16 protein-coding genes are annotated in these 22,880 nt (G+C 72.2%); 9 read left to right on the forward strand and 7 right to left on the reverse strand.

What is annotated here, in order from left to right; all coding sequences use genetic code 11:
- Positions 1-20 precede the first annotated feature (20 nt).
- Positions 21-1,157 carry an alpha/beta hydrolase gene (locus ACGFW5_RS28875; RefSeq protein WP_393837231.1) on the forward strand — a complete coding sequence of 379 codons (1,137 nt, stop codon included), beginning with the start codon at positions 21-23 and terminating at the stop codon, positions 1,155-1,157.
- 96 nt (positions 1,158-1,253) lie between these two features.
- On the opposite strand, the gene ACGFW5_RS28880 is transcribed toward ACGFW5_RS28875, so the two are convergent.
- The gene (locus ACGFW5_RS28880; RefSeq protein WP_393837232.1) at positions 1,254-2,309 is read right to left on the reverse strand and encodes an NlpC/P60 family protein; all 1,056 of its coding nucleotides are present in this window, start codon (positions 2,307-2,309) and stop codon (positions 1,254-1,256) included.
- A 364-nt stretch (positions 2,310-2,673) separates the two neighbouring features.
- Here ACGFW5_RS28880 and ACGFW5_RS28885 point away from each other — a divergent pair, with 364 nt between their 5' ends.
- Entirely contained in the window at positions 2,674-3,027 is a 354-nt protein-coding gene (locus tag ACGFW5_RS28885) for a hypothetical protein (protein WP_393837233.1), read from the forward strand.
- Between the two features lie 158 nt (positions 3,028-3,185).
- On the opposite strand, the gene ACGFW5_RS28890 is transcribed toward ACGFW5_RS28885, so the two are convergent.
- A complete protein-coding gene (locus tag ACGFW5_RS28890; protein ID WP_393837234.1) occupies positions 3,186-4,421 on the reverse strand; it encodes a C40 family peptidase in 1,236 nt (411 codons plus the stop codon).
- A 192-nt stretch (positions 4,422-4,613) separates the two neighbouring features.
- Between ACGFW5_RS28890 and pcrA the strand changes: the two genes are divergently transcribed.
- Complete coding sequence (pcrA, locus tag ACGFW5_RS28895) at positions 4,614-7,070, forward strand: DNA helicase PcrA (protein WP_393837235.1); 2,457 nt, start codon at positions 4,614-4,616, stop codon at positions 7,068-7,070.
- 65 nt (positions 7,071-7,135) lie between these two features.
- Here the strand turns inward: pcrA and ACGFW5_RS28900 are convergent, their stop codons facing one another.
- The 3 genes from ACGFW5_RS28900 to ACGFW5_RS28910 form a co-directional block, all read right to left on the reverse strand.
- Positions 7,136-7,963: a MarR family transcriptional regulator gene (locus ACGFW5_RS28900; RefSeq protein WP_393837236.1), complete on the reverse strand. Its 828-nt coding sequence runs from the start codon at positions 7,961-7,963 to the stop codon at positions 7,136-7,138.
- A gap of 194 nt (positions 7,964-8,157) precedes the next feature.
- Entirely contained in the window at positions 8,158-9,681 is a 1,524-nt protein-coding gene (locus ACGFW5_RS28905) for a M23 family metallopeptidase (protein ID WP_393837237.1), read from the reverse strand.
- 341 nt (positions 9,682-10,022) lie between these two features.
- Positions 10,023-10,844 (reverse strand): esterase/lipase family protein, encoded by an 822-nt coding sequence (locus tag ACGFW5_RS28910; protein WP_393837238.1) that lies wholly within the window; start codon positions 10,842-10,844, stop codon positions 10,023-10,025.
- A gap of 526 nt (positions 10,845-11,370) precedes the next feature.
- Between ACGFW5_RS28910 and ACGFW5_RS28915 the strand changes: the two genes are divergently transcribed.
- The gene (locus ACGFW5_RS28915; protein ID WP_393837239.1) at positions 11,371-11,784 is read left to right on the forward strand and encodes a cobalamin B12-binding domain-containing protein; all 414 of its coding nucleotides are present in this window, start codon (positions 11,371-11,373) and stop codon (positions 11,782-11,784) included.
- Between the two features lie 603 nt (positions 11,785-12,387).
- Here the strand turns inward: ACGFW5_RS28915 and ACGFW5_RS28920 are convergent.
- Both ACGFW5_RS28920 and ACGFW5_RS28925 read right to left on the reverse strand, forming a co-directional pair.
- Positions 12,388-13,998 (reverse strand): DUF5691 domain-containing protein, encoded by a 1,611-nt coding sequence (locus ACGFW5_RS28920; protein ID WP_393837240.1) that lies wholly within the window; start codon positions 13,996-13,998, stop codon positions 12,388-12,390.
- 40 nt (positions 13,999-14,038) lie between these two features.
- Positions 14,039-15,397 (reverse strand): SWIM zinc finger family protein, encoded by a 1,359-nt coding sequence (locus ACGFW5_RS28925; RefSeq protein WP_393837241.1) that lies wholly within the window; start codon positions 15,395-15,397, stop codon positions 14,039-14,041.
- 149 nt (positions 15,398-15,546) lie between these two features.
- Between ACGFW5_RS28925 and ACGFW5_RS28930 the strand changes: the two genes are divergently transcribed.
- The 5 genes from ACGFW5_RS28930 to sucD all read left to right on the forward strand — a co-directional run bounded on the left by ACGFW5_RS28930 (position 15,547) and on the right by sucD (position 22,728).
- On the forward strand, positions 15,547-16,767 hold the full coding sequence (locus ACGFW5_RS28930) for an AAA family ATPase (RefSeq protein ID WP_393837242.1): 1,221 nt from the start codon (positions 15,547-15,549) through the stop codon (positions 16,765-16,767).
- A 50-nt stretch (positions 16,768-16,817) separates the two neighbouring features.
- Entirely contained in the window at positions 16,818-19,226 is a 2,409-nt protein-coding gene (locus ACGFW5_RS28935) for a DUF5682 family protein (RefSeq protein WP_393837253.1), read from the forward strand.
- Entirely contained in the window at positions 19,226-20,377 is a 1,152-nt protein-coding gene (locus ACGFW5_RS28940; protein ID WP_393837243.1) for a VWA domain-containing protein, read from the forward strand. Before ACGFW5_RS28935 ends, ACGFW5_RS28940 begins: the two co-directional genes overlap by 1 nt.
- 232 nt (positions 20,378-20,609) lie before the next feature.
- Positions 20,610-21,788, forward strand: coding sequence for an ADP-forming succinate--CoA ligase subunit beta (gene sucC, locus ACGFW5_RS28945; RefSeq protein ID WP_393837244.1), 1,179 nt, complete (start codon positions 20,610-20,612; stop codon positions 21,786-21,788).
- 22 nt (positions 21,789-21,810) lie between these two features.
- Positions 21,811-22,728 carry a succinate--CoA ligase subunit alpha gene (gene sucD / locus ACGFW5_RS28950; protein WP_393837245.1) on the forward strand — a complete coding sequence of 306 codons (918 nt, stop codon included), beginning with the start codon at positions 21,811-21,813 and terminating at the stop codon, positions 22,726-22,728.
- Positions 22,729-22,880: the final 152 nt, after the last annotated feature.

The raw sequence follows: 22,880 nt of genomic DNA on the forward strand, positions 1-22,880 counted from the left end.
CGCCCCTCTTCGGTGGCGTGATGAGCCTGACCGGTACCCCCTTCCTCGTGATCGCGATCCTCGCGGCCGCGGCGGCCCTGCTGCTGCCCCTCGTTCTGTGGACCAGGATCGGCGGTCCGGCCCTCGTGCGCTGGATCGCACGGCTCTTCATGCTCGGCTTCGCCCAGGTGACCGCGATCCTGGTGGTCTTCCTGTTCGTCAACAACGCCAACGGCCTGTACGACACCTGGGACGACCTGCTCGGCGGCGGCGACCATGTCAACGCCGCCCCCGACCTCGGCCCCGACGGGACCGGCGGCAGGAACGCGGCGGCCGAGCCCAAGGTGAAGCAGAAGTTCGTGCCATACACCAACAAGGTCGGCAAGGGCGTCGTGAAGACCATGCTGAAGGGGCAGGTCTCCGGGGTCGAGGGCGATGTGGCGGTGTGGCTGCCGCCGCAGTACGACGACCCGGCGTACCAGGACAAGACCTTCCCCGTCGTCGAGCTGCTGCCCGGCTACCCGGGGTCGATAGGCGCCTGGTTCGGCACGCTGAAGTCGCAGGAACAGCTCGCGCCGATGATGGAGCGGGGCGAGGTCGCGCCGTTCATCCTGGTGTCGCCGCGCACCACGCTCCTGAGCGGCAAGGACACCGGCTGCGCCAATGTGCCGGGCGTCGTCAACGCCGACACCTGGCTGAGTGTGGACGTCCGCAAGATGGTCACCGACAACTTCCGCGCCGCCACCGGCCCGCAGGGCTGGGCCGTCGCCGGGTACTCCGCGGGCGCCCACTGCGCCGCGAAACTCGCCATCGAGCACCCCGACCGCTACCGGGCAGGCGTGGACCTGTCGGGCTACAACGACCCGGCCGCGGAGAAGGACTCCATCACCGCCAAGGACCCGAAGCTGCGCGAGGAGTCCAACCCGCTGTGGATCCTCCAGCACGCCGCGACCCCGCCGCGTGTCTCGCTCTTCGTCTCCGGTGAGCAGAACGACGGCTACAACGACGGGCTCGCCCTGAAGAAGGCCGCCAAGGCGCCCACCACCGTGACCACCGTCAAGCTCAACGGCGGCGGCCACGCGAGTTCGGTGTGGAAGGCCCAGGTTCCGGATGTCTTCCGATGGCTGACCAAGGAGATGGGCGCGGGCGCGAAACCTGCTCGGGAGCAGGGCGTCTGACAGGCAGTCAGCTCTCTGCTGCGACATGGGGCCGTGGCACCCCCCGGCGAATGGTTCGCGTCACACGGGCCGCGCCGCACCAGCGAACGGGTTCCGTCACACGGGCCGTGCCGCCCCGGCGAACGGCATCTCGTCGATCGACGCGACGCGGACCGGCGCCCCCGGGTGCGGCGCGTGGATCATCTTGCCGCCGCCGATGTAGAGCCCGACATGGCTGATGCCGGAGTAGAAGAACACCAGGTCGCCGGGCGCGAGTTGGGACCGTGTCACCCGGCTCCCCGTGTTGATCTGGGTGTACGTGGTCCGCGGCAGCTGCACCCCGGCCGAGCGCCAGGCGGCCTGGGTCAGGCCCGAGCAGTCGAAGGACGAGGGGCCCGTCGCGCCCCAGACGTACGGCTTGCCCAGCGCGCTGTACGCGAAGGCGACGGCGGCCGCGGCGCGTGAACTGGGCGCGGCCGCCAACGGCTCGCGCGCGGTGTCGGACGAACGGCTGGCCCGGGCATCGGCGGGCGCCGCCGCGGGCTGCTCGTAGGCGGCCCGCTCGGGCGCGGTGAGCTGGGCGAGCAGGGCCTCGGCCGCGGCGATCCTCGACTGGATGTCGCTCTTCTGCCTGCGCAGCGTGGACTGCCGGCCGCGCAGCTCGGTGAGCTTGGAGTCGGCACGTGAGTGCAGCCGGTCGAGTTCGGCGAGCTGCTTGCGCACACCCGCCACGGTGGCCGCGGTGCGGTCCCCGGCGCGCTCGGCGATCGCGGCGTCGTCCAAGTACCGCGTGGGGTCGGCGGACAGGATCAGCTGCAACCCCGGGGTGATCGTCCCGCTGCGGTACTGGGCGGCCGCGAGGGAGCCCAGTGCGTTGCGCGCCGTGTTGAGCTGGGCGGTCCTGCGTGCGGCCTCGTCGCGCAGCCCGTTCAGCGAACGCTCGGCCGCGTCCGCCTGCTCCTTCGTCCCGTCGTACGCCTCCGTGGCGATCTCCGCGTCGTGGTACAGCTGGTCGACCTTGGCCTTCACCTGCGCCGGGGTGAGCTTCGGCTCGGCGTGCCCGGAACCCTCGAAGAGGGTCGCGGTGGCCGCCGACGCCAGGGCGAGCGTCGCGGCGGTGCGGCCCGCGGGGCCGGTGAGCGGATGCTGCTTGGGCTTTCGGTGCGCAGCCACGAGGGCCTTCACGTCCTTCCGTACGGCAGTGCTTCCGCGCTGCGGCGCCCCGGGAGGGGAGCCGTGCCGACGACGGACCGCACAGGGGGAGCGGCCCGCCGCCGGACCTTTCGGCGGGGGTGACCGACAGCCGCCCAGTGGTGCGACGGAGGTGGGGAGCCGGCCACCTGGGGCAGGACGCTAAACCTGCGCGACACGGTCGTGCGAGGACATGACGGGAAGTGCCCGCTTCCGGCAGCGATGCGATCGACTTCGACCGGTATCGGGGCCAGGGCTCACAGGGTCCGCGCCTGCTGTGACCGAAGTGCCGGTCGGGGCCCACCCGCCGCACGGAGCCTGCTACGCGGGAATTAGGCTCCGGCTCATGGACGTACTCATCAATGTCGTCGTCGGCCTGCACATCATCGGCATCGCCGCGCTGCTCGGCGGATTCCTCACGCAGATGAAGGCGATGAGCGCGGGCACCGCACGCTTCGTCCCCGGGATGCTGCACGGGGCCCTGACCATGCTGGTCACCGGCGTCGCCCTGGTCGGCCTCAGTCAAGCCAACGACGAGTCCGTGAACACCCTCAAGATCGGCGTGAAGCTGGCGGTCCTGATCGTCATCCTCGGCCTTGTCTATGTGAAGCGGGACGAGGAGAGGATCGAGAAGGGCCTCTTCGGCGCGGTCGGCGCCCTCACGGTGGTGAACATCTTCATCGCGCTGCTCTGGCACTGAGCCACTGCGCCAAGCCATTGCGCTGGGCCATTGCACCGGGACACCGCGCTGGGCCACCGCACGCACCCGGCAAACGCGGTCGGCGCGACGCGGTCGGCGCGACGCGGGCGGCGCGATGCGGGCGGCGCGATGCGGGCGGCGCGATGCGGTGGGCGGCGTCAGCCCGGCCTGACCGCGCCGCGGACCGGCAGGCAGTGCATCGACTCCTCGCGGACGTACGCCCCGGCGTACGGCGCATGGATCAGCATGCCGTCGCCGGCGCACATGCCGACGTGGCTGGTGTCGTCGTGGAAGAAGACCAGGTCGCCGGGGTGCAGATCGGTCGTCGCGACCCGGGTGCCCGCCTCCATCTGGTCCCGCGCGGCGCGCGGCAGATCCACTCCCGCCGCCTTCCACGCGGCCCGTGTCAGGCCCGGGCCGTCGTACGAGGCGGGGCCCGTAGCTCCGCGTACGTACGGCTTGCCCAGCTGGGCACGGGCGAACGCGAGGGCCTTGGCCGCGTCGGTGCGGGCAGGTCCGGAGGGTCCGGAGGGTCCGGAGGGGTCCGGGGACGCGGCGGATACGGAAGGCGCGAACGGCGTGAATGGCACGCACGGCGTGAACGGCGTGAACGGCGCGGGCAGCAGCGTGCGGGCCGTCGCCAGCCTGGTCTGCGCGTCCTGCTTGCGCGCCCGCAGGGTCTGCCGCGAGGCGGCCAGGGCGGCCGGGCTCGGGCTCGCGTCGGCCCGCGTCTCCGGGCCGGCCACTGCTTCGGCGCCGCCGGTCTCCATCGTCCCGCGCCGGTCGTCCCGGCCGTCCCGGTCGTCCCCGTCGGCTCGGTCGGCCCGATCGGCCCGCTGGTCGACGAGTGGGGCCGTCGGCCGGTGGCCCGTCGGCAGGGCCTGCGGATCGCGGGAGAGCGGCGGAGCCGTCGTGGGGGCGGTCGCGCCGTCCCAGCGCTGATCGGCGCCGGGACCGGCGATCACCCGCCGGGACTCGTTCGGTTTCGCGGTGCCGGTGCCGGTGCCGGTGCCGGTGCCGGTGCCTGTGCCGGTGCCTGCCGTGCCCCGGCCGGGCAGCGCGTGGGCCCCTCTCGGCCCGCCCGTCGTGGCCCTGCCGGGCGCGTCGTACCTCTGGGAGCCGGGATCCGCCTGCCGGTAGAGGTCGTCGACCTTCTTCCGCACCTCTTCGACGCTCGGCCCCGGCACGGCGTCCGCGGCTTCGACGCTCTGCCCCGGCCCGGCGGACGCGGCGTCCGCGCTCTGCGACGCGAACAGGCTCATCGAGGCGAGGGCCGCCGTCGTCACGCCCACGGCGGGGGCCCGCGCGGCCAGCAGCGCGGCACGGCCGCTCGCCTGGAACCGGTGCTTGCGTCGGTCGGTGCGCGGCTTGCGGTGGGAGGGCAAGGCCGACACCTCCTTCCGGATCGTTCCGGACGGGGGCGTTCCCCGGCTGCTGCGGAACGCTAACCAATTCCCTTGTCCGCTGGGAAGGTTGATGTCCGACAGGCCCGATACATTCCCGTGACCTTCACGGTGCGTAGCCGTGGACGCTCTCTCCGAAGGGGGCGGCGGAGTGTCAGAGGGGCGGCCTAGACTCGGAAGACGATGAGCAGCCTCTTTGACGACAGCTTCCTGGCGGACCTCCAGCCCTCCGAGGAGGAGCACCCGCCGCCGCCCGAGGAGTCGGCCGCACCCGAGCCGGTGCCGGACGACCTGTTCGGGGGGCGTTTCGACGCGCCCGTGCACCGCGACGCGCACTATCGCGGCGGCGCCCCGCGCCCCGCGATCGACGCCGCGGCCCTCCTGGAGGGGCTGAACGAACAACAGCGCGCAGCCGTCGTGCACGCGGGTTCCCCGCTGCTCATCGTCGCGGGCGCGGGCTCCGGCAAGACCCGGGTGCTCACGCACCGTATCGCCCACCTGCTCGCGACCCGCGGTGTGCACCCCGGCCAGATCCTCGCGATCACCTTCACCAACAAGGCCGCGGGCGAGATGAAGGAGCGCGTCGAGCAGCTGGTGGGGCCGCGCGCCAACGCGATGTGGGTCATGACGTTCCACAGCGCGTGCGTCCGCATCCTGCGCCGCGAGTCGAAGAAGCTCGGCTTCACCTCGTCGTTCTCGATCTACGACGCGGCCGACTCCAAGCGCCTGATGGCGCTGGTCTGCCGCGACCTCGACCTGGATCCGAAGAAGTTCCCGCCCAAGGCGTTCAGCGCCAAGGTGTCCAACCTGAAGAACGAGCTGATCGACGAGGAGACGTTCGCAGGCCAGGCCGCCGACGGCTTCGAGAAGACGCTCGCGCAGGCGTACACGCTCTACCAGGCGCGGCTGCGCGAGGCCAATGCGCTCGACTTCGACGACATCATCATGACCACGGTCCACCTGCTCCAGGCGTTCCCCGACGTGGCCGAGCACTACCGCATGCGCTTCCGGCACGTCCTGGTCGACGAGTACCAGGACACCAACCACGCCCAGTACACCCTCGTACGGGAGCTGGTGGGCCCCTCCGGCGATGCGCAGGCGCCCGGTGAGCTGTGCGTGGTGGGCGACGCCGACCAGTCGATCTACGCCTTCCGCGGCGCGACGATCCGCAACATCCTCCAGTTCGAGGAGGACTATCCCGACGCCACGACGATCCTCCTGGAGCAGAACTACCGCTCCACCCAGACGATCCTGTCCGCGGCCAACGCGGTGATCGAGCGCAACGAGGGCCGCCGCCCCAAGAACCTGTGGACGGACGCGGGGCCGGGTGCCCAGATCGCCGGTTACGTCGCCGACACCGAGCACGACGAGGCGCAGTTCGTCGCCGACGAGATCGACCGGCTCACCGACAAGGCCGAGGCCAAGGCGGGCGACGTCGCGATCTTCTACCGCACCAACGCGCAGTCCCGTGTCTTCGAAGAGATCTTCATCCGGGTCGGCCTGCCCTACAAGGTCGTCGGCGGCGTCCGCTTCTACGAGCGCAAGGAGGTCAGGGATGTCCTCGCCTACCTGCGCGTCCTGTCGAACGCCGAGGACACCGTCCCGCTGCGCCGCATCCTCAACGTCCCCAAGCGCGGCATCGGCGACCGCGCCGAAGCGATGATCGACGCGCTGTCGCTGCGCGAGAAGATCAGCTTCCCGCAGGCGCTGCGCCGGGTGGACGAGGCCTACGGCATGGCGGCCCGCTCGGCCAACGCCGTCAAGCGTTTCAACGCGCTGATGGAGGAGCTCCGTACGATCGTGGACTCCGGGGCGGGGCCCGCCGTCGTCCTTGAGGCGGTCCTGGAGCGGACCGGCTACCTGGCCGAGTTGCAGGCCTCCACCGACCCGCAGGACGAGACCCGTATCGAGAACCTTCAGGAACTGGCCGCCGTGGCCCTGGAGTTCGAGCAGGAACGCGGCGAGGAGGAAGGCGCGGGCACGCTCGCGGAGTTCCTGGAGAAGGTCGCCCTGGTCGCCGACTCCGACCAGATCCCCGACGAGGACGAGGACGGCTCGGGCGTCATCACCCTGATGACCCTCCACACCGCCAAGGGCCTCGAATTCCCCGTCGTGTTCCTCACCGGCATGGAGGACGGCGTCTTCCCGCACATGCGCGCCCTGGGCCAGGCCAAGGAGCTGGAGGAGGAGCGCCGCCTCGCCTACGTCGGCATCACGCGCGCCCGCGAGCGGCTGTATCTGACCCGCTCCTCGATGCGCAGCGCCTGGGGCCAGCCCTCGTACAACCCGGCGTCGCGCTTCCTCGAAGAGATCCCGGCCGCACACCTGGAATGGAAGCGGACGGGGCCGATGGCCGCCCCCGCGGGCCCGATGTCGAGCAAGTCGCTCGGCGGCGGCATCGGCAACACCCTGTCGTCCTCGCGCTCCAAGGCGGGCCCCTCGGGGTTCGCCACCCGGCGCGGCAGCGACAAGCCGGTGATCTCCCTTTCGGTCGGCGACCGCGTCACCCACGACCAGTTCGGCCTGGGCACCGTGATGACGGTGACCGGATCGGGCTCGGACGCACAGGCCACGATCGACTTCGGCGACGAGCGCCCCAAGAAGCTGCTGCTGCGATACGCGCCGGTCGAGAAGCTGTGACGGGTCGGTGGCTCGTCATTTCGACCCGGCGGCCACCGGCTTCGCGGTGACGGGTCGGTGGCTCGTCATTTCGACCCGGCGGCCACCAGCCTCGCGGTGACGGGTTCGAGCTCGGCGATCAGTTCGTCGAGCTCGGCAGGCGTCAGAGCGTCGTACGGCGGCGCGGCGAGCTCGTCGGTCAGGTCCTCGATGCGTTGCTTCGTTGCGCGGCCGGCGTCGGTGAACCGTCCGTCGCCGTCCACGAGTCCGCGCTCGCGCAGGCCGGCCATGACCGCGGCCAGCCGTTCCTTCGGCAGGTGGTGGATGCGCCCGAACGACTCCGGCGGGTGGATGCCGAACTCCAGCGCGCTGAGCACATGGGCCTCCGTGCCGCCGATGCGCGCGCCGACGAGAGCGGCGATGTGCCCGTCGCCCCGGTGCTCACGCAGCATGGTCGCGGAATGCCACAGCCGGGCGACCGGGTCGCTCGGCACCGTAAGGGTGCGCATCCCGGCGTACATCACGCGGCCCTCGGTGGGCGCATGCGTCGCGGCCCTGGTGGTCAGATCGGCGGCGCGCACCAAGCCGGGGGAGCCGGCCAGTTCGGCGCCGAGGATCCGCCGAAGGGAGGCGGCGCTGCCCCGCTGCCGCGCGGCGACGGACGCCTCGGGCGGGATCTTCTCCCACGCGCTCGGGATGTGCCGCGCGGCCTCCCCTTCGGCGAAGTTGTAGAACGCCGCGTGCACGACCTGCGCGGGCACCCGCCCGAGCGGCGCGGCGCGACTGGCGAAGTAGCCGTCCCAGTAGGTGCGGTGGCCGAGCGCGGCCAGCTCCTCGTTGCACTCGTCGGCGAAGAAGGTGACGAGGCAGATCGGCTCAAGCAGCTCGAACATGCGGCGGGCGGTGTGCGTCATGGCGCACATCATGCCCGCGGACACGTGCCGGGGGATGGGATCGGGAGTGGGAAGGGAGGGGGAGTTGGCGTCGGTCGCTCAAGTGGTGACCGCGCCGGATCGGCGCGACCGATCCGGATCGGCGCGGCCTGCGGCGGGACCGGCGCGAGCTACGTCGGGATCGGTGCGGGTTACGTCGGGATCGGGGGCGCGGGTTACGTCGGATCCAGGCCGTGGCTGCGCAGCCAGGGGAGTGGGTCTATCGACGAACCGCCGTGCGGGCGCACTTCGAAGTGGAGGTGCGGCCCGGTGGAGTTGCCGGAGCTCCCCGAGTACGCGATGACCTCGCCGGCCTTCACCGGACCCGAGCGGATCTTCGTGCTGGAGAGGTGGCAGTACCAGGTCTCGGTGCCGTCGGCGCCGGTCACTATGGCCATGTTGCCGTAGGCGCTGTTCCACTGGGTGCGCACCGTGCCGTCGATCGCGGACATCACGGGAGTGCCGAACGAGACCGGGAAGTCGATACCGGTGTGCACCGACATCCAGTTGACGCCGGCCTGCCCGTAGTAGGCGCTGAGTCCCTTCTGCGTCACCGGCAGGACGAACTTGGGGCGCGCGGCCTCCTTGGCGGCGGCCGCCTCCTCCTTCTTCTTCTTCTCCGCGTCCTGGCGGGCCTTCAGGTCGATACGTTCCTGCGTCCGGCTGGCCCGGTCGGCGAAACTCTTCGCGTCGGCGCTGAGGTTGGCGAGCTGGGTGTCCAGGTTCTTGTTGGCGGCGACCGGCTTGACCGAGGCCGGGTCGGACGCCGCCATGGCGGTGGTTCCCTCGTCCTTGCCGCCGGTCAGCCCGCTCACCGAGGCGACCGCGACGCCCGCGACCCCCATCACACACACGGACGGCACCGCGACGGTCAGCAGCGCCGAACGCTTGGCGGGGGTGCGACGGCGGCGGCTTCCGGCGCGCCGTGCCTCGGCCCGCGAACCGGTGACGACCGCGTCGGGCAGCTCATGGGCCACCTCGCAGGCCTCGGGCCCGGCTGCGTCCGCGAGCTCGACCTGCGGGAACTCGGCGGTCGTCGTCGTGGTGTTCCACGCGGTCGCGTCGTAGACCCCGGTGTCGGACTGCGTGCCGGGCACGGCCCAGTGACCCGTGGTGTCGTATGCCGAGGCGAAGTCACTTGTGTCGTACTGGCCGGTGTCGTGCTGGCCGGTGTCGTGCGCCTGGGTCCACGCGACGGCGTCCCACTGCCCCGTCGTGTCGAAGCTGCCGGTGTCGAAGGTGCCCGTGTCGTACGTGCCCGTCGTGTCGTACGTGCTCGTGTCGTACGTGCTCGTGTCGAAGGTGCTCGTGTCGAAGGTGCCCGTCGTCATGAAGGGGGCGGCGGGGAAGGTGCCCGTGTCGGAACTCTGGGCGGGGAAGAGCGGGGTGGAGAACGTGCCGGTCGCGCCGTCCCGTTCGTACGCCGTCGCCTGGGCCGGAACCGTCCACTGGCCGGTGCTGTCGTACGGGGAGGGGAAGGACCCGGTGTCGAACTGGCCCGTCCTGCCTGCCGCGTAGCCGTCCGCGTAGCCGTTCTGTCCGGCGGGCGCGGTGGGGCCGTCCTGCATCGCGCCGAAGAGCGGATCGACACTGAAGCTGCCGGTGCTGTGGGCGTGGGGGCTGTTGCCGCTCGGGCCACTGCTGCCGCTGGGGTATCCGTCATGTCCGACGTACCCGGCGTGGGCGTGCTGGTCAGTCACCAACTTCTCTCTCGCCTCGGCAACAGAACCTGCGGCCGGGGTCCCCAGTGGGGTCGGGTCCCGGGGGCAGCAGTGGCGTGACTGTACCCGGCGGTATGCGACACCGACAATCTTCGGAGGCACCAGGGTTGAGGGAAACCGGCAATCGGCCGCCTTTGGGTGGCCCGTGGGAAGAGCTTTGGCGCTGCGTTCGAGGTGCGTTCGGAGTGTGTTCGGTGAACGCCCTGTGTGGATACGCCGTTTCTGGGACGGCCAGGGCCTGCCGAGGGCGTCGGAGGGACGCGATCGAGCCAGGGGCGGGGGTGGGTGGCGGGGTCTCTTCGGGGCCGGGCGCGCCCGGCTCAGGCCACCGAGAATGCGTCCTGATCAGCAGATTCGGGCTCGCCGGAGACCAGCGCCTGGCGGACCCCGGCCGCGACGGCCGGATGAACCGGCATGGCCAGATGACCGATTCCAGTCACTCTGACGTTCTGGGCGAGCAGATCCGGATGGTCGATGCGAGCCGTGCCGACCGGAATCATCAGCGTGTCGAGATCGCTCCAGAAGCTCACGAAACGGGTCCGGATGCCGGGCGCGGGAGCGCGCAGCTCCTCGATGAGCTCGGAGCCGGGGCACATCTGCCGCACGATCGGGTGAGCGTGAACGAGCCGCGCCGAGCGGGTCCCCGAGTGCGGCGTGCCGAGCGTGACGAGCGTACGGACCCGGAGATCGCCGCCCAGGCACTGCACGTAGTAGCGGGCTATCAGACCGCCCAGGCTGTGCCCCACTATGTCCACCTCGCGGTGGCCGGTGCGGGCGCAGATCTCTTCGACATGACGCCCCAGCAGTCCGGCGGCGACCCTGATGTCGACGGTCAGCGGTGAGTAGTTGAGGGATTCGAGGTGCCGCCAGCCATGCCGGGCCAGCGATCGGCGCAGCAGGACGAAGACGGACCGGTTGTCGACGAAGCCGTGCAGCAGGACCACGGGCGGGTGCGCCCGGCCCGCGGTGGGCAGCTGTGGCGCGGCGGGGTCCATGGCGGGATGGCGCTCGGGCACCAGGCCGGAGGGGTAGAGCAGCAGATGTCCTGCCAGCACGGCCAGGTCGAGCGCGGTGGCCCGGATCAGCGCCGCCGACAGCCACGCGCGGCGCAGACACAGCGGTAACAACGACAAGACCGGCACGGTGCGACCTCCCGAACGGCAGGGGGGAGGCGATTGGCAGCTGTGTCCCCATTTGCCCCTGTATGACCCGTATGCCTTCGTGTGCCCTCGTGAGACCCCGTGTGCCTGCATGGGGCCCGTGTGCCCGCGTGGGACACCGTGTGCCCGCGTGGGACACCGTGTGCCCGCGTGGGGCTCACGGCTCTGCCGGTCGGTGTGGCGCTGCGGCCGGAGGGGCCCGCGAGGCGGTGGGCCGGGCCCCGGAGAGTGAAGTGGCCGGACCACCGTGCTGTGCGGCTGACAGCACGGTGGCGCGGCACCTTTTGTAGCGGCTCCTCTTGCGCCGCGCCCGACCGTACGGGCGGCCCGCGGTGGGTGCCGAGGGCCGGCTCGTGCGGGTACGGTGCAAAACGAACGTGTCCCACGTGTGATTTCCCCCTCCCTCCCCACCGTGAAACAGCGGGGTGCGGGATGCTGTGGATAACGTTCGTTCACTTCCCCGGTCTTTCGGCTCGGGGGTGCGCAGGTGGGACAGGTGGAGGCAGTGATGGGTGTAACTGGTCCGATCCGCGTGGTGGTGGCCAAGCCGGGGCTCGACGGTCACGATCGCGGGGCCAAGGTCATCGCGCGGGCGCTGCGTGACGCCGGCATGGAGGTCATCTACACCGGGCTGCACCAGACGCCCGAGCAGATCGTGGACACCGCGATCCAGGAGGACGCCGACGCGATCGGCCTCTCCATCCTCTCGGGGGCGCACAACACGCTGTTCGCGAAGGTGCTGGAACTTTTGCGGGAGCGGGACGCGGAGGACATCAAGGTGTTCGGGGGCGGCATCATTCCCGAGGCGGACATCGCGCCGCTGAAGGAGCTCGGGGTGGCGGAGATTTTTACGCCGGGGGCGACTACGGGGGCGATTGTTGCGTGGGTCCATGCGAATGTCCGGCAGGTGGCGGGGGCGTAGGGGGTTTCCCCACCCACCCGCCCGTGCGGCTACTTGAGAGTGCGGCTCCCTGGGGCTGCGCCCCAGACCCCGGGGGGTTTTCCCACCCACCCGCCCGTGCAGCGGGGTTGAACCGGCTGACCCCTGGGGCTGCGCCCCAGACCCCATGCGGGGGCTTCGCCCCCTGCACCCCCGTTTCGCGCCTGAACGGCGCTCGTCCTCAATCGCCGGACAGGCTGAGGATGCCTCCGCTCGCACCCTGCCAGGGGCGCGGGGAACTGCGCGAGAAGCGACCACGGCCCGCAGTGAACAACGGGTTTTGGGGGCGCGGGGAACGGCGGACCAGCCACCCACGGTCCGCGGCCGAGAGCGGGTCCAGGGGCGCGAGGAACTGCGCGAAAAGCGACCACGGCCCGCAGTGAACAACGGGTTTCGGGGGCGCGAGGAACTGCGCGAGAAGCGACCACGGTCCGCGGTGAACAACGGGTTGTGGGGGCGCGGGGAACTGCGCGAGAAGCGACCACGGTCCGCGGTGAACAACGGGTTGTGGGGGCGCGGGGAACTGCGCGAGTGGCCCCGCACGGTCCGCGGGTGGACGGGGGTTGGGCCGGGGGCCAGGGGGTGTCAGGCACCCAGCTCCTCCCGCATCGCCGAGCGCAGCGTCAACGTGGCGACCAGCCGCTGAAACGCCTCCGCCCAATAACCCCCCGCCCCCGGCGACGCCCCTTCCTCCTCCGGCGGCGTAGCCGTCAACGCATCGAGGCGCGGCGCCTCCGAAGGGTCGAGGCAGCGCTCGGCCAGGCCCATGACGCCGCTGAAACTCCACGGGTAACTCCCCGCGTCCCGCGCGATCTCCAGCGCGTCCACCACGGCCCGCCCCAGCGCCCCGGCCCACGGCACCACGCAGACCCCGAGCAGCTGGAACGCCTCCGACAGGCCGTGCGCGGCTATGAACCGGGCCACCCAGTTGGCCCGTTCGTCCTGGGTGAGGACGGACAGGAGCTTGGCCCGTTCCGCCAGTGACCCCGTGCCCGCGCCCTCGGCGGTCGGCGCCGACGGTGTGCCCAGCAGGGCGCGGGCCCACTCCGCGTTGCCCTGCCGCACCGCCGCCCGGCACCACGCCGCGTGCAGTTCGGGCCCCCAGCCGTCGGTCACCGGCAGGGCCACGATGTCGTGCGCGGTCCGGCCGCCGAGCCGTCCCGGCCAGCTGCCCAGCGGCGCGGACTCCACCAACTGCCCCAGCCACCACGAGCGTTCACCCCGCCCGGCCGGCGGTCTCGGCGCGACCCCGTCCCGCTGCATCTCCGCATCGCACTCGTGCGGCGCCTCCACCGAGATCGCCGGCCCGTCGCCCGTACGGTCGAGGGACACGCAGGACGCCGCGCGCCGCGCCATCCGTACCGCGAGCGCCGAGTCGGGCAGTGCCGACAGGAGTTCCGCCGCCGTCGCCCGTACGTTGCGGCTGCGGTCGGCGAGCGCCCGCTCCAGGAACGGCTCGTCCGCCGCCGAGAGGCCGCCGCGCAGCGAGTCGAGGAACAGCAGCCGGTCCTCGGCCCGCTCCGTCGGCCATGTCCCGGCGAGCAGTGCACGTGCCGCTTCCGGATCGTGTGCCCGTACCGTCCCGAGCAGCGCTACCCGCTCGGCGAAAAGCCCCTCGTCCCACAGGAGCCGGACGGCTTCCGCGTCGGCGGCGCAGGGCAGGGCCCCGCTCCCGGCCGCGCCCCGCAGCGCGAAGCGCCACTCCGGGTTGAACCGGGCCAGCCACACACCGCGCGCTCCCGCGAAGGCCAGGGCCTGGGGGCGCAGATCGGTACGGGCCCGTGCGGCGTCCAGGAGCGCGGGCACCAGCTCGGCCGGTGCCCGCAGCCCCCGCTCATGGGCCATGGCCAGCCATTGCGGAAGCAGCTCGCCCAGGTCGGGCGCGCTGCCGCGCCGGCCGCCGGCGTGCGCGGGCGACGAACGGTCGGCGAGGAGCAGCGCCAGACGCCGCCGGGCCGCCTCCGGCGGTACGGGCCGCTCATCGACGGGCGCGGCCGGCGGACGTTCCCCCGCCGTCGCCGGAACCAGCCCCGCCCTGCGGCGCACGGTCTGTGTCGCGGCGGCGTCCAGGAGCTCTCCGGGCGTACCGGCCGCCGGTCGGCGGTCGGTGCCGAGGAGCGCCGCCGTCACCAGCTCCTCCCAGGAACAGGACTCCGCTGCCGTGTCCCCGGCGCTCTCGATGGTCGCGCTGGTCATCGAACCCCCTTCGCGCCGTCTCTTGACTCGGGCCGGTCCCTCACGTCAGCGCCACCGCCTCCCGGTCGCCCTCGGGCCAAGCCGCCAGCGGGGTGAAGCCCCGGTGACCGCATTCGCCGAACACCGTCACCGGGGCCCCGCCGGACAGGGCGAGGAGCTTCCACAGGCCGGCCCGCGCCGTGGCGGCTCGTGCGACCGGGAGCGCCAAGTCGCCTTTTGCGTCGGCCAGTTGCCAGCCGCCGTCACCGTCCTGCGGGGGGACGGGTATGACCTCGGTCAGCATCGCCGGGCATGCATCGAGCCACGGGTCGTCCTGGAGTGCACGGCCGTACCGTTCGACCGCTTCGGTCGTCGTGCCGCCCGGCGGGGGGCCGTCGGGCGCGACCGGGGCCGCGTACCGTTCGCCCAGGGCGGCCCGCAGCCGGCCCGCGCCCGGGTACGGCGTCAGGTCGGCGTCGATCGCGAGGCCGACCGGCAGCGCGATGCCCGGGGCGCGGCCCGCCGCGCCGAAGTCCAGGACCATGGCCCAGCGGCCCGACTCCCTTCCGTACAGCCAGATCCGGCGCGTGGTGAGTTTCGCGTCGGCCGTGTCGTACTGGGCGAGGACCTGCCAGCTGTCACGGACCGCCGGTGTCCGAGCCCGAGGCGGGGTGGGCAGGCCGACATGCGAACGCACCGTCGCCGCCAGCGGCTCCGGCAGGGCATCCCGGCCCAGCCACGCCCGGTCGAGGAGGTGCAGCAGCGCGCACTCTTCGAGCAGGCGCATCGGCCAGCCGGGGCCGGACCCCACGGTCGCGCCCAACTCCCGCACCCGCGCCGCGAGTCCGGGCGCCTGCGCGTCGACCATGCGTGCCGCCGTCTCCTCCCACAGGCCGTAGCCGGGCCGCTCGGCGGCGGCGATTCCGCCGCGCAGCAGATCCGCCAGACGCTGTTCGAGCTCCGTGGCTCCGGCCGTGACCCGGGCGGCCCGCTTCTCGGCGCGTCGCCTGGCCGCCTCCGGGTCGACGACCGTGCTGTCACCGTCCGTTGGGCCGCCCTCCCCATGCCCTGCACGCTCCCCGCGGCCGTCGAGCCACCGCTCCACCCACTCCGGCACCGCCGCCACCGGCACCGCTCGTTCGTCCTCCACCCACAGCAGCAACAGGCCCACCGCGTGCTTGCACGGCAGCTTTCTGCTCGGGCAAGTGCACTGGTATCCCGGGCCGTTCGTGTCGATCACCGTCCGGTACGGCTTGCCGCCGCTGCCCTCGCACAACCCCCACACCGCCCCCGATCGGTCGCACCCGCTCTGTGACCACGGCCCGGCCGCGCCGAGCCTGCTCCCCGCCGTGCGTGACGCGTCGTCAGGCGCCAGGGCCAGCACCTGCTCCGCCGTCCAGCGGACCCCCTGCTGAGTCATGTTCCCGAAGGTACGTGTCACCACTGACAATCGCCTGGCAACTTCCTCTGACCTGCGGTGATGCCCCGGGGGCGGGTGATTGTCAGTGGCGTGGTGCACCGTGGGAGCACAAGCCGGCCGAACGTCTCGAACGATCTGGAGGGGGAGCCATGACCGTGTCCGAAAGCGGGTCCGCGGGCGGATCCGCAACCGAGTCCGCACGCGCCGCGTCCCAGGCCGCATCCCGTGGCGCATCCCACGGCGGATCCCGCGCGGAAGGCCATGCGGCATCCCGCGCGGAAGCCCCGCCCCAGGAGGCCCTGCGGCCGCATGCCGAGCACGCCTTCGCGGACGAACTCGCGGCGCTCGCCGCGGCCGACGACCGTCCGCGCCCCGCGCGCTGGCGGCTCTCGCCCTGGGCCGTCGCCACTTATCTGCTCGGCGGCACCCTGCCCGACGGCACCGTGATCACCCCGAAGTACGTCGGGCCGCGGCGCATCGTCGAGGTGGCCGTCACCACGCTCGCCACCGACCGGGCGCTGCTCCTGCTCGGCGTGCCCGGCACCGCCAAGACATGGGTGTCGGAGCATCTGGCGGCGGCCGTAAGCGGCGATTCCACCCTCCTGGTGCAGGGCACCGCCGGCACCCCGGAGGAGGCGATCCGCTACGGCTGGAACTACGCCCAGCTGCTCGCCCACGGCCCGAGCCGTGACGCGCTCGTGCCGAGCCCCGTCATGCGGGCCATGGCGCAGGGCATGACCGCGCGCGTCGAGGAGCTGACCCGCATCCCGGCCGACGTGCAGGACACCCTGATCACGATCCTGTCCGAAAAGACGCTGCCGATCCCGGAGTTGGGGTCGCAGACGCAGGCGGTGCGGGGCTTCAACCTGATCGCCACGGCCAACGACCGTGACCGCGGCGTCAACGAGCTGTCCAGCGCCCTGCGCCGCCGCTTCAACACGGTGGTCCTGCCCCTGCCCGCCACCGCGGACGCCGAGGTCGACATCGTCTCGCGCCGGGTCGACCAGCTCGGCCGCTCGCTGGACCTGCCGTCCGTTCCCGACGGCATGGCGGAGATCCACCGGGTGGTCACCGTCTTCCGTGAACTGCGCGACGGGGTGACCACCGACGGCCGCACCAAACTCAAGTCCCCCTCGGGGACGCTGTCCACGGCCGAGGCGATCTCCGTGGTCACCGGTGGTCTCGCGCTCGCCGCGCACTTCGGCGACGGTGTGCTCAGGTCCGGCGATGTGGCCGCCGGCATCCTCGGCGCCGTCGTGCGCGATCCGGCTGCGGACCGCGTCATCTGGCAGGAGTACCTGGAGACGGTGGTCCGCGAGCGGGAGGGCTGGAAGGACTTCTACCGCGCCTGCCGCGAGGTGTCCGTATGACCACGCCTGGGACGGGCACCGCCACGGCCAGGCCCGGCACGCACACCGCCATGACCACGCCCGGCACGGGCGCCGCCACGACCACGCCCGGCACGGGCGCCGCCCCGCTCCGTGCGGAAGGGCCGCTGCTGCTCGGGGTGCGTCATCACGGGCCCGGTTCCGCGCGGGCGGTGCGCGCCGCACTGGAGTCCGCCCGGCCGCGGGCCGTTCTCGTCGAGGGGCCGCCGGAGGGCGACGCGCTGCTGTCGCTCGCCGCCGACGAGGCCATGCGACCGCCCGTCGCGCTGCTCGCGCATGTCGTCGACGACCCGGGCCGGGCCGCGTTCTGGCCGATGGCCGAGTTCTCGCCGGAGTGGGTGGCGATCCGATGGGCTCTGGAGAACGGCGCGGCGGTCCGCCTCATCGACCTGCCCGCAGCCCACTCCCTCGCTCTGGAGGACGGCGGCCCCGCGAGCCCCGAGGGCCCCGAAGCGGCGGACGGCGCCCTGCGGATCGACCCGATCGGCGCGCTCGCCGGGACCGCCGGATACGACGACCCCGAGCGCTGGTGGGAGGACGTCGTCGAGCACCGCGACACCGGGGCGGACCCGCGGGCGCCGTTCGCCGCGCTCGGCGATGCCATGGCAGCGCTGCGCGAGACGTACGGCGACGGCGGCCATCCGCGCGATCTGACGCGCGAGGCCCACATGCGGCAGCAACTGCGCGCCGCCACACGGGAGTTCGGGGCCGACGTCGCCGTGGTCTGCGGGGCCTGGCACGTGCCCGCGCTCGCCGGTACGTACACCGTGGCCGCCGATCGCGCGCTGCTCAAGGGGCTGCCCAAGGTCAAGGCGGAACTGACCTGGGTGCCGTGGACGCACCGCAGGCTGGCCCGGCGCAGCGGCTACGGCGCGGGCATCGAATCGCCCGGCTGGTACGGGCATCTGTTCAGCGCCCCCGACCGGCCGATCGAGCGCTGGATGACCAAGGTGGCCGGGCTGCTCCGCGCGGAGGACCGTCAGGTGTCGTCGGCGCACGTCATCGAGGCCGTCCGGCTCGCCGGGACGCTCGCCGCGATGCGCGGCCGCCCGCTGCCGGGCCTCGCCGAGACCACGGACGCCGTGCGGGCCGTGATGTGCGAGGGCTCCGACGTGCCGCTCGCCCTGATCCAGGACCGATTGATCGTGGGGGACGTGCTGGGCGAGGTGCCCGCAGCGGCGCCCGCCGTCCCGCTCCAGCGCGATCTCGTACGGGCCCAGCGGAGCCTGCGCCTCAAACCGGAGGCGGCGGAGCGGGAGGTCGAGCTCGATCTGCGCAAGGAGACCGACGCGGGGCGCAGCAGGCTGCTGCACCGGCTGCGGCTGCTCGGCGTCGGCTGGGGCCACCAGATTCAGGCGCGCTCCACCGGCACCTTCCGGGAGAACTGGCGGCTGCGCTGGGAGCCCGAGCTGTCGGTGCGGATCGCCGAAGCGGGCATCTGGGGCACCACCGTCCTGGCCGCGGCCACCGCGAAAGCGGAAGCGGACGCGGTCGCCACGACCGCGCTCGGCGACATCACCTCGCTCGCCGAGCGCTGCCTCCTGGCCGAACTGCCGGACGCGCTGGGCGTGGTGATGAGCGCCCTCGCCGACCGGGCCGCGCTCGACACGGACGTGGCCCACCTCGCCCAGGCGCTGCCCGCCCTCGCCCGCACCCTGCGCTACGGGGACGTACGCGGCACCGCCACCGCCGGTCTCGCGCAGGTCGCGGCGGGCCTCGCCGAGCGGGTCTGCGTCGGCCTGCCGCCCGCCTGCGCCGGCCTCGACGCGGACGGCGCGGCCCAGATGCGTACGCGTCTGGACGACGTCCACACCGCGATGGGCCTCCTCGCGGATCCGTCCCGCGCCGCGGCGGGCGGGCTCCGTGAGCGCTGGTCGGCCGTGCTCGTCCGGCTCGCCTCGCGGGACACCGTGCCCGGCGTCATCCGCGGCCGCGCGGTGCGGCTGCTCCTCGACGACGGCCGGATCCGGAGCGAGGACGCGAGCCGGTACATGGGGCTCGCGCTCTCCCCGGGAACGGCGCCGGTCGACGCGGCCGCCTGGATCGAGGGATTCGTCGGCGAGGGCTCGGGCGGCGGCATGCTCCTGGTCCACGACGACCGGCTGTTCGGCCTTGTCGACGGCTGGCTGACGCGGGTGGCACCCGACGTGTTCACCGACGTACTGCCGCTGCTGCGCCGCACGTTCGCCGCCCATGAGGCCGGTGTGCGGCGCACACTGGGCGAGTTGGCGCGGCGGGGCCGCGCAGAGCGCCCCGGCGACGCCACCGCCACCGCCCCCGGTTTCGGCGCCGGCCTCGACACCGCCCGCGCCGACGCCGTACTGCCCGTCCTGGACCTGCTGCTCGGCCGGCGCGGACCCGGTGGCCCTGACCCCTCCCGTGGCTCCGACCGCGCGGACCAGCGCCACGACACCAACAACCGTATGGAGGTGGCGAGTTGATGACCGGCGTGCCGTCCGGGGACGACGAGCGGATGCGGCGCTGGCGGCTCGTGCTCGGCGGGGAGTCCGGCGCCGAGGGGACCGGCCGCGCCCTGGCCGGGCAGGACGCCGCGATGGACGCCGCGCTGGGCGCGCTGTACGGCGGCGGCACCGCGGGAAAGGACCGCGGCGCCGGGCTCGGCGCGTCCGCGCCGTCCGTCGCCCGCTGGCTCGGCGACATCCGTACGTACTTCCCGAGCTCCGTCGTGCAGGTCATGCAGCGCGACGCCATCGAACGGCTGGGGCTGGCCGCGCTGCTCCTGGAGCCGGAGATGCTGGAGGCCGTCGAGGCCGATGTGCACCTCGTCGCCACCCTGCTCTCGCTCAACAAGGCGATGCCCGAGACCACGAGGGAGACCGCGCGCGCCGTGGTGCGCAAGGTCGTCGGGGAACTGGAGAAGCGGCTCGCGACCCGCACCCGCGCCACCCTCACCGGCGCGCTCGACCGCGGCGCCCGGGTCAGCCGGCCCCGCCACCGCGACATCGACTGGGACCGCACCATCCGGGCCAACCTCAAGAACTACCTGCCCGAACACGGCACCGTCGTGCCCGAACGGCTGATCGGGTACGGGCGGGCGGCGCGCGGTGTGAAGAAGGACGTCGTGCTGTGCGTCGACCAGTCCGGGTCGATGGCCGCCTCCGTCGTCCACGCCTCCGTCTTCGGCGCCGTGCTCGCCTCGATGCGCTCGATCGCGACACGTCTGGTGGTCTTCGACACCGCCGTCGTCGACCTCACCGATGAGCTCGACGACCCCGTCGACGTCCTGTTCGCCACCCAGCTCGGCGGAGGCACCGACATCAACCGGGCCCTCGCGTACTGCCAGTCGCAGATCACCCGTCCTGCCGACACGGTGGTCGTTCTGATCAGTGATCTTTACGAGGGCGGGATACGGGACGAGATGCTGAAGCGGGTCGCGGCGATGAAGGCCGCCGGGGTGCAGTTCGTGGCCCTGCTCGCGCTCTCCGACGAAGGCGCCCCCGCCTACGACCGCGAGCACGCCGCCGCGCTCGCCGCCCTGGGCGCCCCGGCCTTCGCCTGCACGCCGGACCTGTTCCCCGAAGTGATGGCGGCGGCCATCGAGCGCCGGCCGCTGCCGATACCCGAGGCGTGAGGGACGTCATACCGGGGCGCGCCCTGAGCAGGGGATCTGTGACAGGTATCACCGCTCAGGTGTGATCTGCGATTTAGGGACCCAGGTCCCACGGAGATAACCTGCGAGACGGACATGCCGCGTACTCGGTCACCGTGTACGCCTCCCTCAGTGACAGCGCCGTCACGTTGCCCTTCGCGGCACGCCCAGCAGACAACGCAACCGCGATACCACTGAAAAGGGACGGACGCGCGTGGACCTGTTCGAGTACCAGGCGAGGGACCTCTTCGCCAAGCACGGTGTACCGGTGCTGGCCGGTGAAGTGATCGACACGCCTGAGGCGGCGCGCGAGGCCACTGAGCGTCTCGGCGGCAAGTCGGTCGTCAAGGCGCAGGTGAAGGTCGGTGGCCGCGGCAAGGCCGGCGGCGTGAAGCTGGCTGCCAACGCGGACGAGGCCGTCGCCCGCGCCACCGACATCCTCGGTATGGACATCAAGGGCCACACGGTCCACAAGGTGATGATCGCCGAGCTGTCTCCCGAGATCGAGGCGGAGTACTACGTCTCGTACCTCCTCGACCGCACCAACCGCACCTTCCTCGCCATGGCGTCGGTGCAGGGCGGCATGGACATCGAGGAGGTCGCGGAGAAGACCCCCGAGGCCCTTGCGAAGGTCCCGGTCAACGCCGTCGACGGCGTCGACATCGAGAAGGCCCGCGAGATCGTGGCCCAGGCGAAGTTCCCGGCCGACGTGGCCGAGGGCGTCGCCGAGGCCATGGTGACCCTGTGGAAGACCTTCGTCGCCGAGGACGCGCTCCTCGTCGAGGTCAACCCGCTGGTGAAGACCAAGGACGGCCGCATCCTCGCCCTCGACGGCAAGGTGTCGCTGGACGAGAACGCCGAGTTCCGTCAGCCGGAGCACGAGGCCCTTGAGGACAAGGCCGCGGCCAACCCCCTTGAGGCGGCCGCCAAGGCCAAGAACCTCAACTACGTGAAGCTCGACGGCGAGGTCGGCATCATCGGCAACGGCGCGGGTCTCGTCATGAGCACCCTGGACGTCGTCGCGTACGCCGGTGAGGCCCACGGCGGCGTGAAGCCGGCCAACTTCCTCGACATCGGTGGCGGCGCGTCCGCCCAGGTGATGGCGAACGGCCTGGAGATCATTCTCGGCGACCCGGACGTCAAGTCCGTGTTCGTCAACGTCTTCGGCGGCATCACCGCCTGCGACGAGGTCGCCAACGGCATCATCCAGGCGCTGGCCCTGCTCGCCGACAAGGGCGAAGAGGTCACCAAGCCGCTCGTCGTCCGTCTCGACGGCAACAACGCGGAGCTGGGTCGCAAGATCCTCAGCGACGCCAACCACCCGCTGGTGCAGCGCGTGGACACCATGGACGGCGCGGCCGACAAGGCCGCCGAGCTCGCGGCTGCGAAGTAAGGGAAGAGGTTAAGACACCACCATGGCTATCTTCCTCACCAAGGACAGCAAGGTCATCGTCCAGGGCATGACCGGCGCCACGGGCATGAAGCACACCAAGCTCATGCTGGCCGACGGCACCAACATCGTCGGTGGCGTGAACCCGCGCAAGGCCGGCACCTCCGTCGACTTCGACGTCCCCCAAGGCCCTAATGGCCAGGGAGGGGCCCCCATCGACGTCCCGGTCTTCGGCTCCGTCGCCGAGGCGATGGAGAAGACGGGCGCCGACGTCTCCGTCCTCTTCGTGCCGCCGGCCCACGCCAAGGCCGCCGTCGTCGAGGCGATCGACGCCGAGATCGGTCTCGCCGTCGTCATCACCGAGGGCATCGCCGTGCACGACTCGGCCGCCTTCTGGGCGTACGCGAACTCCAAGGGCAACAAGACCCGCATCATCGGCCCGAACTGCCCCGGTCTCATCACGCCGGGCCAGTCCAACGCCGGCATCATCCCGGGCGACATCACCAAGCCGGGCCGTATCGGCTTGGTGTCGAAGTCCGGCACGCTGACCTACCAGATGATGTACGAGCTGCGCGACATCGGCTTCTCGTCCGCCGTCGGCATCGGTGGCGACCCGGTCATCGGCACCACGCACATCGACGCGCTCGCCGCGTTCGAGGCCGACCCCGAGACCGACCTGATCGTGATGATCGGCGAGATCGGCGGCGACGCCGAGGAGCGTGCGGCCGACTACATCAAGGCCAACGTCACCAAGCCGGTCGTCGGCTACGTCGCGGGCTTCACCGCGCCCGAGGGCAAGACCATGGGCCACGCCGGCGCCATCGTCTCCGGCTCCTCCGGCACCGCCCAGGCGAAGAAGGAGGCCCTTGAGGCCGCCGGCGTCAAGGTCGGCAAGACGCCGACCGAGACCGCCAAGCTCGCGCGCGCCATCCTCGGCAGCTGAGCACCGCCTGGCGGAGCCGAGCTCCACGGGTACGCATGAAGGGCCCGCACCCCTCCTCGGCGGTTTCTAGGGGTCGTTGCAACACGTGGTCGTGTTGATCAGGCCGCGAGCAGTTTATGCAGGCGCTCGGCTGGGGTTTCCCAGCCGAGCGT

The sequence above is a fragment of the Streptomyces sp. NPDC048416 genome, assembly GCF_043200435.1.
Lineage (GTDB): Bacteria > Actinomycetota > Actinomycetes > Streptomycetales > Streptomycetaceae > Streptomyces.